The sequence below is a fragment of the Psychrobacillus sp. BM2 genome (assembly GCF_048572895.1).
In the GTDB taxonomy this organism is placed as follows: Bacteria; Bacillota; Bacilli; order Bacillales_A; family Planococcaceae; genus Psychrobacillus.
Window position 1 is genome coordinate 3069782 of record NZ_CP183878.1, and the last position, 18472, is coordinate 3088253.

At 36.8% G+C, this 18472-nt stretch carries 18 protein-coding genes, 1 riboswitch and 1 other annotated feature (1 of these 20 only partly in view); of the genes, 7 read left to right on the top strand and 11 right to left on the bottom strand.

Features of this window, described 5'->3' with window-relative positions; translation table 11 throughout:
• Positions 1-128 precede the first annotated feature (128 nt).
• Both mreBH and ACN6MX_RS15135 read left to right on the top strand, forming a co-directional pair.
• Entirely contained in the window at positions 129-1136 is a 1008-nt protein-coding gene (mreBH, locus tag ACN6MX_RS15130; RefSeq protein ID WP_419959668.1) for a rod-share determining protein MreBH, read from the top strand.
• A gap of 156 nt (positions 1137-1292) precedes the next feature.
• Positions 1293-1862: a beta-class carbonic anhydrase gene (locus ACN6MX_RS15135; protein ID WP_419959669.1), complete on the top strand. Its 570-nt coding sequence runs from the start codon at positions 1293-1295 to the stop codon at positions 1860-1862.
• A gap of 619 nt (positions 1863-2481) precedes the next feature.
• Here ACN6MX_RS15135 and ACN6MX_RS15140 read toward each other — a convergent pair.
• Entirely contained in the window at positions 2482-3027 is a 546-nt protein-coding gene (locus ACN6MX_RS15140; RefSeq protein WP_419959670.1) for a GNAT family N-acetyltransferase, read from the bottom strand.
• Positions 3028-3033: 6 nt separating this feature from the next.
• A complete protein-coding gene (locus tag ACN6MX_RS15145; protein ID WP_419959671.1) occupies positions 3034-4836 on the bottom strand; it encodes a M3 family oligoendopeptidase in 1803 nt (600 codons plus the stop codon).
• Between the two features lie 156 nt (positions 4837-4992).
• Here ACN6MX_RS15145 and ACN6MX_RS15150 point away from each other — a divergent pair, with 156 nt between their 5' ends.
• Complete coding sequence (locus tag ACN6MX_RS15150; protein ID WP_419959672.1) at positions 4993-5733, top strand: tryptophan-rich sensory protein; 741 nt, start codon at positions 4993-4995, stop codon at positions 5731-5733.
• A gap of 401 nt (positions 5734-6134) precedes the next feature.
• On the opposite strand, the gene map is transcribed toward ACN6MX_RS15150, so the two are convergent.
• On the bottom strand, positions 6135-6884 hold the full coding sequence (gene map / locus ACN6MX_RS15155; RefSeq protein ID WP_419959673.1) for a type I methionyl aminopeptidase: 750 nt from the start codon (positions 6882-6884) through the stop codon (positions 6135-6137).
• 47 nt (positions 6885-6931) lie between these two features.
• Entirely contained in the window at positions 6932-7513 is a 582-nt protein-coding gene (gene thiT / locus ACN6MX_RS15160) for an energy-coupled thiamine transporter ThiT (protein ID WP_419959674.1), read from the bottom strand.
• Positions 7514-7576: 63 nt separating this feature from the next.
• Positions 7577-7668, bottom strand: a riboswitch (TPP riboswitch).
• Positions 7669-7772: 104 nt separating this feature from the next.
• Between thiT and ACN6MX_RS15165 the strand changes: the two genes are divergently transcribed.
• Positions 7773-8837, top strand: a complete 1065-nt coding sequence (locus ACN6MX_RS15165) for a M20 family metallopeptidase (protein WP_419959675.1) — start codon at positions 7773-7775, stop codon at positions 8835-8837.
• A 51-nt stretch (positions 8838-8888) separates the two neighbouring features.
• On the top strand, positions 8889-9221 hold the full coding sequence (locus ACN6MX_RS15170) for a DUF4870 domain-containing protein (protein ID WP_419959676.1): 333 nt from the start codon (positions 8889-8891) through the stop codon (positions 9219-9221).
• Between the two features lie 339 nt (positions 9222-9560).
• On the opposite strand, the gene ACN6MX_RS15175 is transcribed toward ACN6MX_RS15170, so the two are convergent.
• The 6 genes from ACN6MX_RS15175 to ACN6MX_RS15200 all read right to left on the bottom strand — a co-directional run bounded on the left by ACN6MX_RS15175 (position 9561) and on the right by ACN6MX_RS15200 (position 14468).
• Entirely contained in the window at positions 9561-10430 is an 870-nt protein-coding gene (locus ACN6MX_RS15175; protein ID WP_419959677.1) for an SGNH/GDSL hydrolase family protein, read from the bottom strand.
• Between the two features lie 13 nt (positions 10431-10443).
• Positions 10444-11673 carry an aminopeptidase gene (locus ACN6MX_RS15180; RefSeq protein WP_419959678.1) on the bottom strand — a complete coding sequence of 410 codons (1230 nt, stop codon included), beginning with the start codon at positions 11671-11673 and terminating at the stop codon, positions 10444-10446.
• A gap of 2 nt (positions 11674-11675) precedes the next feature.
• Positions 11676-12827, bottom strand: a complete 1152-nt coding sequence (locus ACN6MX_RS15185; RefSeq protein ID WP_419959679.1) for a DEAD/DEAH box helicase — start codon at positions 12825-12827, stop codon at positions 11676-11678.
• A 113-nt stretch (positions 12828-12940) separates the two neighbouring features.
• Positions 12941-13099, bottom strand: coding sequence for a Fur-regulated basic protein FbpA (locus tag ACN6MX_RS15190; RefSeq protein WP_419959680.1), 159 nt, complete (start codon positions 13097-13099; stop codon positions 12941-12943).
• 55 nt (positions 13100-13154) lie between these two features.
• Entirely contained in the window at positions 13155-13733 is a 579-nt protein-coding gene (locus tag ACN6MX_RS15195) for a VanZ family protein (protein ID WP_419959681.1), read from the bottom strand.
• Entirely contained in the window at positions 13734-14468 is a 735-nt protein-coding gene (locus ACN6MX_RS15200; protein ID WP_419959682.1) for an AAA family ATPase, read from the bottom strand.
• A gap of 54 nt (positions 14469-14522) precedes the next feature.
• On the opposite strand from ACN6MX_RS15200, the gene ACN6MX_RS15205 reads away from it, so the two are divergent.
• Positions 14523-15131 carry a DUF3298 domain-containing protein gene (locus tag ACN6MX_RS15205; RefSeq protein ID WP_419959683.1) on the top strand — a complete coding sequence of 203 codons (609 nt, stop codon included), beginning with the start codon at positions 14523-14525 and terminating at the stop codon, positions 15129-15131.
• A 59-nt stretch (positions 15132-15190) separates the two neighbouring features.
• Positions 15191-15970, top strand: a complete 780-nt coding sequence (locus ACN6MX_RS15210; RefSeq protein WP_419959684.1) for an HAD family hydrolase — start codon at positions 15191-15193, stop codon at positions 15968-15970.
• Between the two features lie 709 nt (positions 15971-16679).
• On the opposite strand, the gene serA is transcribed toward ACN6MX_RS15210, so the two are convergent.
• The gene (serA, locus tag ACN6MX_RS15215) at positions 16680-18266 is read right to left on the bottom strand and encodes a phosphoglycerate dehydrogenase (RefSeq protein WP_419959685.1); all 1587 of its coding nucleotides are present in this window, start codon (positions 18264-18266) and stop codon (positions 16680-16682) included.
• 59 nt (positions 18267-18325) lie between these two features.
• Positions 18326-18472, bottom strand: a binding site (T-box leader) (it continues 86 nt past the right edge of the window).

The following is an 18472-nucleotide window of genomic DNA, read 5'->3' on the forward strand; positions in this document are numbered from 1 at the left end:
TCTCCTCAATCTATTTCAAATGACCTATAATTACTTGAAACATATGTAAACTTCCATTATGTTACAAATGGCAACCTACTATTTATCTATTATACTTACTAAGTATGATTGGAATAGGAGGAAGACAAATGTTTTCAAACTCACATATTGGAATAGATTTAGGAACAGCAAATACATTAGTTTATACAAAAAGCAAAGGCTTGTTAATAAATGAACCTACAGTAGTAGCAGTGAACACTAAAACGCGTGAAATTGTAGCTTTCGGGGAAGAAGCAAAAAAAATGATTGGCAAAACACCAACTTCCATTGAGGTAATACGTCCTTTAAAAGATGGAGTAATTGCCGATTTTGATATTACAACGCAATTATTGAAACTATTTATGCAAAAAGCAGGTAAAAAACTTGGCTCTTCATTAAGAAAACCGACAGTAATCGTATGTACACCATCTGGTGCAACTTCTGTAGAACGAAGAGCCATTCAAGATGCTGTAAGACAGAGTGGAGCAAAGGAAGTTCAATTAATGGAAGAGCCCGTTGCTGCAGCAATCGGCGCTGGTCTTCCGGTAGACGAGCCAGTAGCTAGTATGATTGTGGATATTGGTGGAGGTACTACAGAAGTTGGTATTATTTCTTTTGGTGGAGTAGTTGCATCTAATACAGTTAAAGCCGCTGGAGATCGTATGGATGAAGCAATTATTCACTTTGTTCGAAAAGAGTATAATGTCATTATTGGTGAACCAACAGCGGAAACTATTAAAATGACTATTGGACATGCTTTAGTTCCTCATGCAGTAGAACAAATGCAGATTACTGGACGAGATGTAGTAAGTGGATTACCTAAGATTATTCATTTATCTTCTACTCAGATTCAGGGTGTTCTTACGGAATCATTGGAAACTATTTTAGAGGCAATCCGAGCTACACTAGAAACTTGCCCTCCTGAGCTTGCAGGAGATATAGTCGACCACGGGGTAATATTAACAGGTGGCGGGGCATTATTAAAAGACATTTCCGAATGGTTAACTCAGGTCATCGAAGTCCCGGTTCATATTGCTCCAGAGCCGTTACAATCTGTGGCGATTGGGACAGGAAAATCCTTTTTTATATCAGAAAGAAAACAAAAAATAGCGAGATAAAGTAAACCTTCAATCAGTGGGTTTTACTACTTTATTATTTTATAGTAAAATCTCTTTCGAGTAAAAATTGCTTTATTTGGATACTATCAAGTATTAAATAAAGCAATTTTTTTGCATTTCCTATAAAATATAATTACAACATAAAGGGGGAATACGATGCCAAGCTTGCAAGAGATTTTAAAATACAATAATGAATTTGTAGAAAACAAACTATACGAACCATTTTTAACGACGAAATTTCCAAATAAACGAATTGTTATCTTAACTTGTATGGATACAAGATTAACAGAAATGCTCCCAAAATCCATGAATTTTAAAAATGGTGATGTAAAAATTGTTAAAAGTGCTGGAGCAATCATCAATCATCCCTTTGGTGGAATTATGCGAAGTCTTATGGTAGCTGTTTATGAGCTACAGGCCGATGAGATATATGTGATTGGTCATCATGATTGTGGAATGAGTGCTATTCAACCAGACAAAATTATGGAGAAGATGATTAAACGTGGCGTAAATCCAGAAGTATTAGATATCTTAGACAATTCTGGAGTGAATTTAGAGAAATGGTTAGAAGGTTTTTCGAATGTTGAAAGCAGTGTTTTACATAGTGTTGAAATGATTCGAAATCACCCTCTTATGCTTCCAACAATTCCGGTTCACGGTCTAATTATTGATCCAGAAACTGGTCGTCTCGATTTGGTGACTGATGGGAACATCGACAAGAAATAAACTATTTCCCGGGAAATCGACATGAGTAATATAAGGTAAATCGTGCAAAAAATAAGCCCGGTCCTTTAAGCTCAAAACCTGTTTCTATCGTTTTCGAAGGGCTTGGGACAGACGTTTTGCTATATTATTACCGTGTAATTTTTTAGTGAGTATTGGTTGTGACGATTATCACAACCAATACTCACTTTTTTTGGCAATCATATGGCGGTTGTCTGTCCGTCACGCTTCTGCAACTATCAGAAACAGGTTAGTGTTTTTTGGAACTAGAGAAAAGATACGATTTTACTCCTAGCAGGAGCTCTCGAAGATACAATTTCGTTCGCTAATTTGATTCTTTATTTGGTGAACACCTACAGTTTCTTTAAACTTCCACTAGTATAAAAGAAAATCTACTTTCTACATCCATCATTAAATAATAGCAACCCGAATTCAACAGCAATTTCAGAAAGCTTTCATCCTACATTAACTAAAATTTATTCTAATTTCATAGCGATAACCTTGGCTAAATCCTACAGTCGAGTACTACACTGATTGATTGCAGGGAAAGGTGGCGAATTTGGAAGATTTTTAAAAACCGCGTATTCATTATCCATGAATACGCGGTTTTTTAGTTTAAAGTTCAATGTTCGTCAGTTAAAGATGCGTATATAAAATGATCTTGCCATTTACCATTGATATAGAGCAACTTTCTTAGTAGGCCTTCTTGCATGAAACCATTTTTTTCTAAAACTTTGATAGAGCCATTATTTTGCGGAGATACATATGCTTCGATACGATTTAATTGGACATGCTCAAATCCAAATATTTTTACTAGGTGCACCGCTTCAGAAGCAATTCCTTTTCCAATATAAAATTCATCCATAGAATAACCAATAAGCCCACTTGAAAAAGGCATTCTTTTAATACTGTATAGCGATACACTACCAATCATTCTTTCTGTCTGATGTTCGAAAATACCGAAGCTATACTCTCTTTTTTCTTTTGATAGCATGAGAGATTCTCGAATTTTCTCCCGTTGAACAGAAGTCGTATAATAATCATCTCGATGTAGTGGTTCATATACGGACCAGTACACCTTATTGCGATAAGTCAGATCCGCTAGGGCTGGTGCATCCTTTATATTCAAGGTTCGTAAATAACATGTATCTCCTTCTAGATAAATCAAACACCTTCACCCTTTTGCGTTAGTTAATTGTATAAACTCGTTCACATCTTGAATGCAAAGGTCAATCCCTTTTATCCAAAATGCTTCCTGAGTAATATCTTCATTTAAATGCTTCATAGCTAAGTCTTCTACCGACATAACTGCCGTGTCTTGCAATAAAGCAATATACTTCTCTTCAAAGTTTGCGCCTTCGCTTATAGCTTTAGCATAAATACTTAAAGAGAATAAGTAACCGAATGTATATGGGAAATTATAAAATGGCACTCCCGTTATATAGAAATGCAGTTTAGATGCCCAAAAGTGTGGATGTGTTGTGTCTAATGCATCACCATAAGCTTCCTGTTGAGCTGCTTCCATTAAATCATTTAAACGAGTTGCAGATACGATCCCGTTTTTACGTTCCTCATAAAATCTTGTTTCGAATAAAAATCTAGCGTGGATATTCATGAAAAATGCTACACTACGTTGGATTTTATCTTCAAGTAAAGCAATTTTTTCATCATCAGTTTTTGCTTCCTTTACAGCTGCGTCTGCAACAATCATTTCAGCAAATGTAGATGCAGTTTCAGCAACACCCATTGCATATTGACGATTCATCCAATGTACTGGTCTTAAAGCATATGAATGGAAGGCATGACCTAATTCATGAGCTAATGTAGAAACATTGGACATTGTTCCACTATACGTCATGAAAATACGTGATTCCTCTGATACAGGCATACCTGTACAAAATCCTCCTGGACGTTTGTTTGGACGATCCTCTGCTTCAATCCAACCCTTTTCAAATGCATTTCTCGAAAATGATTCTAATTTTGGACCAAATTCTTTAAAATGCTTTAAGATAAATTCCGCACCTTGTTGATAATCCATTTTTTCAGTAGAAGTACTAACGGGTGCTTCTAAGTCATACCAATGCATTTTGTTTTCGCCTAGCATTGCCGATTTCTTGTTTAAATATTCTACGAAAGGAGCCTTATTTTTCGAAATAGCCCCCCACATTGCATTTAGTGTTTCTTCTTTCATACGATTTATTTGAAGAGGCTCTTCTAAAACGGAATTCCATCCTCTTTTTTCATAAACAGCCAGACGAAACCCTGCTAGATGATTTAGCGTTTTAGCAAAGAACTCCTCTTTATCTGTCCAAGCGGTTTCCAAAGCTTCAAATGACTCTTTACGGATTGTTGCATCCTCGTGGGAACTAAGATTATTAACTTGACCAACTGACATTTCTTTTTGTTCGCCATCTATCGTAAGTTTAATGCGAATGTCACCAACTAGTAGATCATAAAGCTGGCCCCATGAATGATAGCCATCTACACCAAGTGTCGTAATCATGTCTTCCTCTTTTTCAGAAAGCATTCTCTTTGCTTCATCTCTCCATTCATTTAACACAAATGCAAATGGAGAAAGCTCAGCTGTTTGAAGCAGGTCCTCCCACACTTTTTCCTCCGTTTTACTTAATACTTGTTGGATGATTAGCATTTGAGAAGATAATCTTGCATATAACGAACCAACCTCTCCTTCTAATAATGCAGCCTGCTTATCCGTCGTATCCTGTGCCAAAAAGCAACCTATTACTGCTCCACCCTCTGATAGATTAGTTGCTATATCTTTTAGCTCATTAATCGTTTGTTCAATTTTTGACACATCAGCATTGGATGTTGGGGATGTAAAGCTCTTTAGACTAGTCTCAAATTTACTTAGCTTTTCTTTTACTCCGTCCAAATGGCTTCTTAAAGATGGTGAGTTACTGCCCCCTTCAAAAAAGCGATCAAGATTCCAGACAACCGGATAAGTTTGTTCAATCATCTAAATATTCCTCCTATATTGACAATTATTTTAGAATTCTAGTATATCATGTTTTTCTATTGCAGATTGTTCGATTTTCGTCACACAACATTCATAATCTCATTTGTTGTTCCCATATATGAAAGGTATACTTATTAAATAGAAGGAGGCAGCTGAATGTTTAAAATAATCCTTTTAATGTTATTTTTCATATCTACTGTAATCGTAAAATTACTATCTATTCTACTTCCCATAAATGGTCAAACTAGTGGTGAAATATTCAATAGACTTCCTGTCTTTTTTACTCCAGCAAATTATGTATTTTATATATGGATTGTTATTTTCATCTTATTAGCTTGGTGGATTTGGAATATTATGAAGGATTACAAATCTTCTCTTCCTATACCTAAGAAACGAGTTCTATTATATGGAGCATCCTCTGTGTTATATATTTTGTGTATATTCAGTTGGCATTACGAACTGTTTGGATACGCTTTTGGTATTCTCACTATCTTACTAAGCTGCTTGTTTAAATTGTATTTAACCTATCCTTTAGATGATATAAATCGAAAAAATCGATTTCCAATTTCCTTACTTTTAGGCTGGACATTTATCAGTTTCTTCATAAATCTATCTTATCTTCTAACGTTTTATGAATTTGATGGATTTGGTATGACAAAATCACTTTGGGGAGTTATTTTCTTAACCATAGCAACAGCCATAGCTCTACATTTTCGTTATCATTATTTCGACCGTCTTATGTCGATCGTTTTTATCTGGACTTTCATCGGAGTAGCAATTCATCACAATATTGACCAACTACTTCTAACTGCAGCCTCTCTTTTTTTAAGCTGTGTCTTGATAGTAGGGATAATATTCCTTAAGAAAAACCGGGCAAAAAAAAGTCCAGTCCTCTAAGTTCAAAACCTGTTTCTATCGTTTTCAAAGGGCTTTGGACAGACATTTCGCTATAGATTACCGAGTGAATTTTTAGTGAGTATTGGTTGTGACGATTGTCACAACCAATACTCACTTTTTTTCGATAATCTTATATCTTATGGCGGTTGCCTGTTCGTCACCCTCCTACAACTATTAGAAACAGGTTAGTGCATTTTTAGATAACTAGAGATAAGATACTTTCTAATTCATAGAGAAAGCTCTCAAAGATGCAATCAGCGATTACCAATCATTTATCCCTACATTAACTGGATTCATCCTCTAAAGTATCATGAACTCAAGTGTACAATGAACATTTTTATATACTTCTTAATTTTTCAAAAAAACGCCTTCGAAAGAGTAAAATTCGAAGGCGTTTTGTATTAGTCTAATTTAGTTAATAAAATTGGAGCACCTTTTGTCACTACGATTGTATGCTCGATCTGTGCAACTAACGATTTATCAGGAGTTACAAATGTCCAACCATCACCAGATTCCACAATATGCTCTGCTTTTTCAGAAATAAACGGTTCTACCGCTAAAACCATTCCTTCTTTTAATATGGTCTGATCCCATGCATCATAATAATTCAATACATGCTGAGGAGCTTCGTGTAACGATTTCCCAATACCATGTCCAGTTAGGTTCATAATAACATGTAAGTCATTATCTTTCGCTTCTCTAGCTACGGCTTTTCCGATTTGATTTAAACGAGAACCAGCCTTCACTTTTAGCATCGCACGATTAAATGCACTCTCTGCTACAGCACATAGTTTTTCTTTTTCTTCATATCCTTCACCAACAACAAAAGAAATCCCAGTATCTGCAAAGTAACCATCAAGTGATCCGGAAACATCTATATTCACGATGTCGCCGTCATTAATAACTCTAGAGCCCGGCATTCCATGAGCTACTTCCTCATTAACACTAATACAAGTATATCCTGGAAAATCGTATTCACCCATTGGTCCAGAAATTGCACCATTTTCTTTGAATAGCTTTCCACCGATTTCATCCAGTTCTTTTGTTGTAATTCCAGGTTTAGTTGCATCTTTCATCACGTCTCGAATTTCTGCAACAATACGCCCAATTTTTTTTAACGCTACTAACTCTTCGTCAGTTTGTACAATCATCTTAACAAGATCCCTTCTTCACTAAATGTATTCTAATCATATCATATTTAGTGAGAATTCGGCAGTGCTAGGCGCGGAGCTTTAACAAATAAAATCGAACAAATGAAAGCAGCTATTAAAAATACAGGGATCATATAAGTAGAATTATAGATTAAGGAATACAAAATGACGTTTTGATCACCAGCAAATTCACCAAAAAATAGAATACCTGACGTCACATGTGCTAAATAGCGAAGAAAGCCTGCAATAAATGCACCAATCACAACTGCCCTAATCATTTTCGCTTTGTCCTTTTGTTCAAATGCTTGGATAAACGCTGGTCTTAAAAAGCCCGCGAACCCTGCAACCATAAAGGCGATGAAATAATCGATTGCTACCTGTGCAATAACTATTTCAAATGATAATGGCGCTGCATAAAAACGGCCTGTCACTACTTGTAATACGCCTATTAAAAAGCCCGTAGCAAGTCCTGCAACAACCCCACGACGAAAGGCCATTAAAATAACAGGTACAAGAACAAATGTTACGGATCCACCCTGCGGCATCCCAAAGCCAATCATATCTAAAACATATCCTAACGCTGCAAAAATAGCGATTTCCATTAATATTAATACTCGTTGATTTTTCATGACAATCCCCTTTTTTGACCACAAAAAAACGACCCCTGGGATAGACCCAGACATCGCGCGATTGTCAGTTTCCATCCACATCCCTACGCAAGCATTAACTTACAGGTTCGAAGGGTACTATCTCAGCCGAATCACCGGCGCCCCTTGTGGTTTGAATTATTTAGTTCGAATTCATTGTAGCCCAATAAAATAACTAATGCAACCTTCTTTTGTTCATTTGTTATACTTGTAAAAACTATATGTAAAAGGGGATATATACATGATTGCTTTATTAACAGATTTGGTACGTATAAAAAGTGACTCAATCGAAGGTGCAAACAGTGCTTTATTGTTCTGTGAGAGCTGGCTAGAAGATCGAGGGATTGCCACTACAGTCTTAAAACATAAGGAGAAACTGATGCTAGTGGCAGTAATTGGAGACGGTGAAGAATGTATGATTTGGAATGGTCATGTAGATGTTGTCCCAGGAAATCCGTGGCAGTTTGAACCATTTATAGAAGGAGATTTTTTATATGGTCGCGGAACAGCTGATATGAAAGCAGGCGTTGCTGCGATGATGCAAGCTTTTTATGAGTTATCTAAAGAACCTGAAAATCTTACTAAAAAAATTCAATTGCATATTGTAACGGATGAGGAAACCGACGGGGAGACATCAAAATTTTTAGTAGATCAAGGATATACTGGGGACTTTGTAATTTGCGGTGAGCCTACCCATCTAAAAATTGGTTTACAGGCAAAAGGAATTATCCAGTTTGACGTGATTATAAAAGGAAAGTCTAGCCATGGAAGCCGTCCCTGGGAAGGAAAAAATGCTATTGAGCAAGCTTTTCTCTTTGACCAACAGCTCCGCACACTTTCTTTTTTAACTGCAAGTAATGAGTTCTATGATTATCCTTCCTTAAACTTGGCAAAAATACAAGCAGGCGAACGTTATAATGTTGTGCCCGACGAGTGCATAGTAAGCTATGATCTTCGTTTCGTTCCTGGACAGGATCTGCAAAGTATTATCATAGAACTTAAAAAGTTGGTAGAGAAATATCCCAATAGTGAACTAACGATTCAAACGACTGCTCCTGCAGTAACAACGGAAGCTATCAATCCATATATCGAGCGCATTGCTCATGTCACTTCTCAGTTTATCGGAAAACCTGCAGTACTATTTGGGCAGCATGGTGCTGCAGATGCTCGCTTTTACGCAGAAACTGGAGCAGGCGCCATTGAGTTTGGTCCAAGTGGAGGAGATTGGCATGGTGAAAAAGAATATGTATCTATTTCCTCAACGGAAACTTTCAAAAATATTTTAGTTTCCTTAGTTAAAAAATGAAAGATATAGACTAGTATTCCGTAAAAATGGAAGGAAAGGGGGTTGAGTGGATTGGATAATCCTAAAATTTTATCGGCACTTTCCTATTTTAGTATATTGTTTGCACCCTTTTTATTGCCTATTATCCTTTATTTTATATCGCAGAATTCTGAAGTTAAATATCATGCAAAAAAATCATTAATTTCTCATATCATACCTGTTATTTTGTTAATAATTTTATTCATTAGCGTTTTTACAAGCTTTCTTCCTATTACGTCGGGATTTAATGAACAACCTTCGTTATGGATGGCTGCTGGACCACTAATACTTATCGCTATTTATATGCTTGTGTATGTAATTGTAATGGTTTGGAATATCGTTCAAGGCATTAAAGTTTTGCGTTAGGGTTTACGCTTAGGCTATCGAGGGAACATAACTATTAATATCGAAAGCCAAGGAGCGATTACAATGAAAGTAAAAAACTTAGTCAAAACAGCAATTAAATGGGCACCAATTGTTTATCCAATTATACGTAAGGTAGTAAAATCTAAAAAAACCACACGCTAAGAAGCTGTCCTCCTGATTCGGGGACAGCTTTTTTATAATAGTGTGTGCACTCGTGCTTTGCGCAATGTTTCAACAGCTTTGCGCAACATTCATCACCATATTCGCAACATCTTACCTCATTTGAGCAACTTCCAAATGCTTATGCGCAACTAAGCATTCATATTGCCAAAGTCCATGCTATATTAATGGCTTCAATTGTGTTAATGAATAGTATTTGTCCATTCCTTCTGATCTTGACACAGGAGATTTCTTTTTTTCTTTTGTGTCATTCAGAATTCGCTCAAAAGTAAGCGGGTTAGGCACTGGCAATTCGTTTTGCGAAACTACTAATCGGTTGTTGTATTGCGAAAAGAATGCATTTGCCATAACACGATATCCTTCCATCGTTGGATGCACATCTGCAGGATTTGGTAATAATGTTGTAGCGTTTACACCGAACGTTTCCTCCACAGATACATAGGTCGCCCCATTAACCTCCGACTGCGTCTTTAAAATAGTATGCAATCGGTCTAACTCTTTCTTTATACCTTCCTTTTGAGATGCTCTCGCATGAGGATAGGCAAAATAATAACCCATTACATAAATTTTTGCTTTTGGTGCGGTTGCCTGTACTTCTTTAATAATCTGCACTATATTTTTTCGGACATTGTTTAAAGCAAAATTTGCTGGTATTTGTTGATAGGCAATAGAACCACTTGTTGGATTCACTTGTACCATTTGAAGTAAATCGTTTGCACCCGCAGATATTGTCACCAACGTGGCATTCTTCAACATTTCCTTTGCTTCATCCGTTTGAACCTTTGTAAGCACATCCGCAGATGTATAACCCGGAAATGCCAACGCTTTCGAATAAAAAGCAAGCTGTCCTGTTTTAGTTAGCTTCTGTGCAATTAAATCTGTGTAGCCAGTATCTATTGCACGATTCGGTGTTTGACCGGCCGCCAAGGAATCGCCGAGCGCAATATATACTTCTGATCCCTTGGCTTCTACTGTGATAGATCCAAATGATACAAATAGAATGATTAAAGTGCAAAGCCATTTATTCAAGCTTATCAACTCCTTAAAAAGCCCAAGTACCTTTTATAAATATTGGCTCGATTGTTCCATCTTCTAGCTCACCCATAATATCCATATCTCCGCTACCAATCATAAAGTCTTCATGAACAATAGATGTGTTAATACCTATTTCCTCTAATTCACTATGAGTTAAGCCACGAGCACCCTCTACACATGTAGGATAAGCTTCTCCAATAGCAAAATGGTTAGAGGCATTTTCATCAAATAACGTATTAAAGAATAATACATTCGAAGCAGAAATAGGTGACTCATGTGGCACTAGAGCAATTTCACCTAAATATTTTGCTCCTTCATCTGTTCCAATTAACTCTTGCAATAGTTTCTCACCCGTCGTAGCTTTAATAGCAGTAATCTTGCCATTTTCAAAGGTTAAAGTAAAATCATCTATTACATTTCCTTGATAGACAAATGGCTTTGTATTCTTCACATATCCATTTACACCCGTTTTGAGTGGTGCAGTATAGACTTCTTCTGTTGGCATATTCGCTATGAACGGAACGTGTTGACTATTTTTACTTGCTCCTGACATCCAAATATGTTCTTTAGGAAGCTCGACTTTAATATCTGTCCCTGTAGATTTATAATGTAGCTTTTTGAAGCGCTTATTATTTAATAGGGTAGCTCTACCTTCAAGGTTATCAATATGCTCTTTCCATTTTTGAACTGCCGTACCTTCACCTATACGCACAACTTGGAATATTAAATCCCAAAGTGCCTCCATTTGTTCCCCCGGTTTAAGGTTCGGAAATACTTTAGCAGCCCATTTTTCTGATGGCATTGCTACAATTGACCATGTAATAACATCATTCATCACTGCTTTACGATAGTTCTCTAATGCTTTGCCACTTGCCTTTTGAAAGCTTGAAATACGATCAATCGAAACGCCTTCTAATAAGTCGGGATTATCTGCATCAATCCATAATAGTGCCCCTTTGTTTTCGATTAACTCGTCACGCTGCATAGCAGCCCATTTCGGGAATTCATGAAAGGCTTCATCTGGAGCAAAATCATAAAATGCTCGTGCATTTACTTCATCCGTGTAGTTGACGTCTACTCGCTTTGCTCCCGCTTCATACGCCTTTTTCACTATTAATCGGGTAAAATCAATTGTGTCCGTCGTCGTATTTATAAGAAGTTGTTGGTTTGGCTGTATATTCAGGCCAACCTTTACTACTAATTCTGCATATTCTTCAAGTTTTTGTTGAAAATCCATCATTATTTCCCCTTTTGACTAATAGTTTTGGAAGATCCTTCGATTAATTCGCCGCGATACCATACTTTTTGAACTGGCTTTTTAGGAAGCTCTTTTGTCCATTTTTTATAGGTTTTTTCATCTGAATAAGTTAATAATGTCATTACTTCTCCATCTGCCCCAGCACGTCCAGTACGTCCCGATCGATGTAAATACTGTTCGATTGAATGTGGCACATCTACATGGATAACATGTGTTAGTCCTGAAATATCTAATCCTCTTGCTGCCACATCTGTAGCAATCAATAAACTCACTTTACCACTTTTAAAATCATCCAATGCTTTCTTCCGTTCGTCTTTTTTCATTTCCGAATGAAGCGAAACGATCGGTGCATCTCTGTATGCAAGCTTTGCATCCTTCATTAATAGCTGATCTAGACTATTTACGAACGCAAGGCCACGCATACCTTTTAAATAAGAGATTTTACGTAGTAATTCGGTTTTATCACGAGGTTCTGTCTTCACGAAACTGTGTACAACTTCACCTTGCGAAGGAACATCTTCTGCAGATACTTGAATACGTACAGGATCCTTCATCATACGTTCCGCAACTAATTCTATTTCTTCTGTAATTGTTGCAGAAGTTACAATTAGCTGGCTTTCCACAGTTGCATCGACTAGACTTTTCACAGTTGTACGATGCTCTCTGCTCAGGAGTTGATCTCCTTCGTCTAGAACAACGATGTTTATCTCATGCATTTTTAGTTTTTTAGTTTTCACTAGTTCTTGTAATCTACCTGGAGTTCCAACGACAATTGTCGGCTTCTTTTTAAGGACATCAATCTGTCTGTTAATATTTGCTCCACCGATCAATTGGGCAACCGAGATGTTTGTATCTTTCACCCATTCACGGAATACCTCCACAATCTGCATACCAAGCTCTTGAGAAGGAATGATTACCATAGCCTGTATTTGTTTCTTGGTTGGATCAACTATCTGCAGGATTGGAAGCACATAAGCAAGTGTTTTTCCTGTTCCTGTCGGAGATTCTGCAACAACGTCAGAACCATCCAACATATGTGGGATTAATTTGGATTGTATTGGCATTGGAGAAGCAAAATTTGCGTCCTCCCATTTTTTTTGTAATGTTTCATTTAAATTAGTTATAAAAGTCAAGTTTGTTTCCACCTTATCTGTATTTGAGTCAAGTGTACCATATTTTCTATATCGACTATTATTTATAGTTAATAGAAGTTTATTCAAAAAAAAGTGCCCTATAGAAAAGGCACTTATCTACTTTCATCTTCAGTTATATATTCCTTCATTAATTCATAAAAGTTTAACTCATATAATTGTCTTCCATCAATTTTATATACACCCTTGTTAACGAACTCTTCAATAATATCATCACGTTTTTGCTCGGTTTTTGATTCTTTAATCTTCATCATTTTTACTATCTCCTTGCAATATTATTACTAACCTATATTTACCCATTATTATGTTTCATAAACTTACTTTTTTTCTTTTGAAAGCAGCTGTAAACGATGGAAAAGCTTTGCGAATAAAGGTATAGCATAGATAGCCAAGAAAAGCACCGAGCGTATTTAACCATAAGTCATCGACATCACTGCTCCTACTTTGAGGAAGCTGCATAATTTCTATAAATAAAGATATACATAATCCTGCAAATACAGGAAAAATAAAAAACTCCATCCTTTTGAAAAGAAGTGGTAACAGAAAACCAATAGGCATAAAAAGAATAATATTACCAAGGAAGTTAATATAAAATGGCTGCCAAAATCCTAGATATACAATTGAATTATACGTTTCTTCTACAACACGAAATAATTCCAAATTAACGCCAGTGGTATAGGCAGGTACATTTCCTGCTTTTGGTATAATCGTTTGCGAAAATATGCCTACAAGCACGGAAAAAAAGATTAAAATCCCAAGCTCATGTAAAATTTCTTTTAGCTGGAATCCTCTCTTCTTCCAACGAAATAATCGCCAAATGACAATCAACGGAAGCGTGATACCTATAAAAAATAACATATCATCTAAATAATTTATGATTACATACATCTACTCACCTTCAAATAGCTCTTCTAAAAATTTTTCCCGATGATCTAAAAAGTATTTCGTAATTTGATAATGTCCAGTCATCTCATATTCTATTTCCTCAATCTCTCCATCATCAAAGCTTAGGATTGTCGCTTCTGGATACCCTAAAATAATGGGAGAATGTGTTGCAATGATAAATTGGCAATTCTGTTCCTTGATCAAATCATGCATGATACGTAAAAATGCCAATTGTCTCTGTGGTGATAACGCTGCTTCCGGTTCATCTAATAGATAAATTGCTTGTCCATTAAAGCGATTTAAAAATAAGGAGAGAAAAGACTCTCCATGTGATTGTTCATGAAGCGATTTTCCACCGTAGCTATCTAGTACACCTCGGTTAGGATTGTCCCTTTCCAGTTGGTCAATATGAGACGCAAATTGATAATAGGATTCTGCTCGTAAAAAGAAACCACTCGTTACTTTTGGCATCCAGGAAAGCCTAAGATATTTCCCCAGAGCACTTTCTGCAGCATCTACATCATATAAATTATTCCGGCTTCCACCTGCTGTATTAAATTCACATTTATCTGCAATTCCCTCTAAAAGTGTGGATTTCCCTGTACCATTCTCTCCTACAAAAAAAGTTACAGGCGAAGTTAACTCAAGCTCTTTAAAGTTGCTAATAGCTGGAATTGTGAACGGATACCGACTTTCCACTTGAGTCTCTTTTGAAAGGGTCACTCTATTTAAAAACATATGATTCCTCTCCCACTCATACTATTTATTATTACTTAAGAAAGGTTGTCTTCCTTGAATCTACCTGTTCGTATAGAAACGAAATATATTAGGAAAAGTTCACCAAACATTAATGTTTATTATCCTCTTGTTACTAACTTACATCATCCCGCAGTAGAAAAAAAGATAAATGCAGATATAATTCATGTACTCAATCAACTTTTAATCGTTCAAGGATTTTACAATGAGCTTTTAGTAGAAATGGTCGGTACCTATGAGATCAAAACTAATGAGCGCGGAGTTCTAAGCTTAAGCTTGACTGTCTATTCATTTGCAGGAGGCGCACACGGACATACCATCACAAGATCACTCACTTTCGATGTAAAGACAGGTAAACAGTATGTACTAAGTGAACTGTTTAAGCAGGATAGTAATTATGTAAAAACTCTCTCTGAGATGATTAACAAAAAAATGGTCGAGTGGGATGCGCCTCTAATAGAAGATTTTACACAAATACGCACTGATCAAGATTTTTACATCGCAGACCACTCGCTTGTCATTTACTTCCAATTGTATGAATTGACTCCTTATGCGTACGGCTTCCCTTATTTCCCAATTTCCATCAAAGATTTAGAAGGTATTATTCGGGAAGGTGGAATACTAGAAAAAATGCTACCATTCTAGTGACATTACTTCTTTAGTACGATAAAGTATAACTAAATAAGTGCTGGAGGTTTCAGGGAATGAAAAAAGCAATTTTCTTTGACTTAGATGATACTTTACTATGGGACAATAAAAGCGTATCCGTTGCATTTCACAAAACATGTGAATACGCAGCGAGACAGGTTAATGTTGATCCACTTGCATTAGAACAATCCGTACGTGCAGAAGCAAGTGCATTGTACGATACATATGAGACACGTCCATTCACACAAATGATCGGTATTAACCCTTTCGAAGGACTATGGGGAACATTTGACGACCCTTCTGAAGACTTTCAAAAAATGAAAGCCATCATACCAGAGTATCAACGACTAGTATGGACGAAGGGGTTAGAGAAGCTAGGGATTGATAATGAACAATTAGGCAAAGCGCTAGCAGAATATTTCCCGAAGATGCGAAAAGAAAGCCCTTTTGTATATGAAGAAACATATGAAGTATTAGATCAATTAAAAGAAAAGTATACATTATTACTAATGACAAACGGTTCCCCAAGTCTTCAAAACATTAAGTTGGCAATCACACCCGAGATCGCTCCATATTTTGATCATATACTTATTTCTGGAGCATTCGGAAAAGGGAAGCCCGATCCAACCATTTTTGAACACGCACTAGAAATTGTCGGATTGACGGCAGATGAAGTATTGATGGTTGGTGACAATCTAATGACTGATATATTAGGCTCGTCGAGGGTTGGCATGCAATCTGTATGGATCAACCGTGAGGAAAAACCGGTAAGTGACGAAGTAAAGCCTACATTTACAATTGAAAACTTACGAGAGCTATTGACGCTGCTTGCATAAAAAAAACGGGTAAAAAATGTCGCAGCCTTTAAGTATAAAAACCTGTTTCTATCGTTTTCGAAGTGCGTTGGACAGACGTTTTACTATATGATTACCGAGTGAATTTTTAGGGGGTATTGGTTGTGACGTTCGTCACAACCAATACCCCCTTTTTTTTCGGTAATCTTATGGCATTTGTCTATCCATCTCCCTCCTACAACGCTTAAAAACAGGTTAGTGCGTTTTTGGATAACTAGAGATAAGATACTTTCCTATTGATAGAGCAAGCTCACGAAGATGCAATTTCGTTCGCTATTTCGCTTCCTTATTTAGTAACTACTTACTATTTTTCATTATTTCCATTTAATTTAAGAAAATCTACTTTCATCAACCTTCTTAACAGAATAGTAACCCTAATTAAACAGACGTTTTTTCCCTACATTAACTTTGACTACTATTAACTTCTATGCGATAAGCTATGCTCTAACTTATAGTGGAGTACTACTCATTTAATTGATTGTAGTGAAAGGTGGCGACTCCAGTGGGATGAGTGAGACAGATGAGATATCACAACCGACGCGTAAGCGACGGTGATAGCTCATCGCTCACCCCACGGAAAGCGTCCCACCTGAAACGGAAATCAGTAGTATCATTGTATAGATCTTATTCTTCATAATACCTGGGTAGATGGATTCACAACATTTACTTGTCGTGAATCCACCTTTTTTTATTATAGATCAATCGGTGTTGCATCAAAGATGTCTTCTAGTGCTTTAAGCTGTTCAATACCAGACTCTTCGACATGCTTATCAATGGAAAGCATCATGATGGCATCTCCGCCTACTTCGGAACGACCTACTTGCATAGCTGCGATATTGATACCTTCGGAAGCAAGTAATGTTCCTACGCGTCCAATAGCTCCCGGTTGGTCTTTATGACGAATAAACAATAAGTAACCAGATGGAACAACGTCAACGATGAAGTCATCTACACGCACGATACGACCACCTAGTCCATTTAACAATGTACCCGCAACTTTTCTTGTTCCAGCTGCAGTTTTCATTTCAACGGTTATTAAACTAGTAAATCCTTTTGATTTTGAAGTTTTTAACTCATTGACTGTTATACCTAAACGATCTGCTAGGAATTTTGCATTTACATCATTAACTGATTCACCTAGTTTGCTTTTTAGAAGACCTTTTATAGCATTACGGGATAATGGACGTGTATCAAAGTTTGCTAAATCTCCAGAATAAGTAATATTAACTTCTTCTGGAACTCCTTCTGTAAGATCGCTTAGAAATGAGCCTAATTGTTCCGCTAGATTAAAGAATGGCTCAATTTTAGCAAGGACATCCTTTGGAACAGAAGAAAGGTTAACCGGATTTTTCACTGTTCCATTTTGTAGGAAGCTCACTACGTCATAGGATACATCGATTGCTACAATCTCTTGTGCCTCTATTGTACTAGCACCTAAATGAGGTGTTGCAATAACCTGTGGCAGCGTTAATAATTTATGCTCTACAAATGGCTCTTCCTCAAATACATCCAGTGCAGCTCCTGCAACTTTACCTGACATGATCGCATCGTACAATGCATCTTCATCGATAATTCCTCCACGAGCACAGTTAATAATTTGAACGCCGTCTTTCATTTTTTCAAAAGCTTCTTTATTAATCAAATGACGAGTTTCTTTTAATAGAGGTGTATGCACAGTTATAAAATCTGCGGCTTTGATAACATCCTCTACCGAACCAAATTGAACTCCTAACTTTTCCGCTTTTTCCGCTGTTAAGAAAGGATCATATGCAATGACATTCATACGTTGGCCTTTTGCACGAAAAGCAACCTCTTGTCCAATTCTACCGAAGCCTAGGACTCCTAACGTTTTGTTCTTCACTTCTACACCAATAAATGTTTTGCGATCCCATTTTTTATTTTTCAAAGAATGGAAGGCTTGTGGGATATTGCGGGCAAGAGACATAAGCATAGCAATAGAATGTTCTGCTGCTGAGTTTGTATTTCCGTCTGGAGCATTAACAACAATGATCCCGCGTTCGGTTGCAGCAGTTAAATCGATGTTGTCGACTCCCACTCCAGCACGACCAATAATTTTTAAATTAGTCCCTTTTTCAATAATTTCACGAGTAACCTGTGTTTGGCTACGAACTAATAATGCATCAAACTCTCCAATTTTTTCGCCAAGTTGTTCTGGAGTTAGCGCGGTATCAACAACGATATTAAATCCTTCTGCTTCTCTTAATGGGAAAATACCATCTTCACTTAGTGGATCACTGATCAGAATATTGAATGTCATGTAATTTTTTCCTCCTTATTTTTGAAAACACAAAAAAGCCCTTCACTCCCTACACTCATGTAAGGGGCGAAGAGCTTATAATAACTCACGCGGTACCACCCAAATTTTACTGCAATCATCTTGCAGATCTCGATTAGTATGCTTAACGCGCATTCACGGATGAACCTAAATCCTCTGTTTTTAGTCCACCAATTCTAGAGTGCTAC

Bases quoted from the DNA above. Each gene is read 5' to 3' on its own strand.
- thiT (WP_419959674.1), bottom strand. From the start codon at position 7,513: ATGAAAAATCAACGAGTATTAATATTAATGGAAATCGCTATTTTTGCA.
- ACN6MX_RS15195 (WP_419959681.1), bottom strand. From the start codon at position 13,733: ATGTATGTAATCATAAATTATTTAGATGATATGTTATTTTTTATAGGT.
- ACN6MX_RS15135 (WP_419959669.1), top strand. From the start codon at position 1,293: ATGCCAAGCTTGCAAGAGATTTTAAAATACAATAATGAATTTGTAGAA.
- map (WP_419959673.1), bottom strand. From the start codon at position 6,884: ATGATTGTACAAACTGACGAAGAGTTAGTAGCGTTAAAAAAAATTGGG.
- ACN6MX_RS15210 (WP_419959684.1), top strand. From the start codon at position 15,191: ATGAAAAAAGCAATTTTCTTTGACTTAGATGATACTTTACTATGGGAC.
- mreBH (WP_419959668.1), top strand. From the start codon at position 129: ATGTTTTCAAACTCACATATTGGAATAGATTTAGGAACAGCAAATACA.
- ACN6MX_RS15165 (WP_419959675.1), top strand. From the start codon at position 7,773: ATGATTGCTTTATTAACAGATTTGGTACGTATAAAAAGTGACTCAATC.
- ACN6MX_RS15145 (WP_419959671.1), bottom strand. From the start codon at position 4,836: ATGATTGAACAAACTTATCCGGTTGTCTGGAATCTTGATCGCTTTTTT.
- ACN6MX_RS15200 (WP_419959682.1), bottom strand. From the start codon at position 14,468: ATGTTTTTAAATAGAGTGACCCTTTCAAAAGAGACTCAAGTGGAAAGT.
- serA (WP_419959685.1), bottom strand. From the start codon at position 18,266: ATGACATTCAATATTCTGATCAGTGATCCACTAAGTGAAGATGGTATT.
- ACN6MX_RS15180 (WP_419959678.1), bottom strand. From the start codon at position 11,673: ATGGATTTTCAACAAAAACTTGAAGAATATGCAGAATTAGTAGTAAAG.
- ACN6MX_RS15190 (WP_419959680.1), bottom strand. From the start codon at position 13,099: ATGATGAAGATTAAAGAATCAAAAACCGAGCAAAAACGTGATGATATT.
- ACN6MX_RS15150 (WP_419959672.1), top strand. From the start codon at position 4,993: ATGTTTAAAATAATCCTTTTAATGTTATTTTTCATATCTACTGTAATC.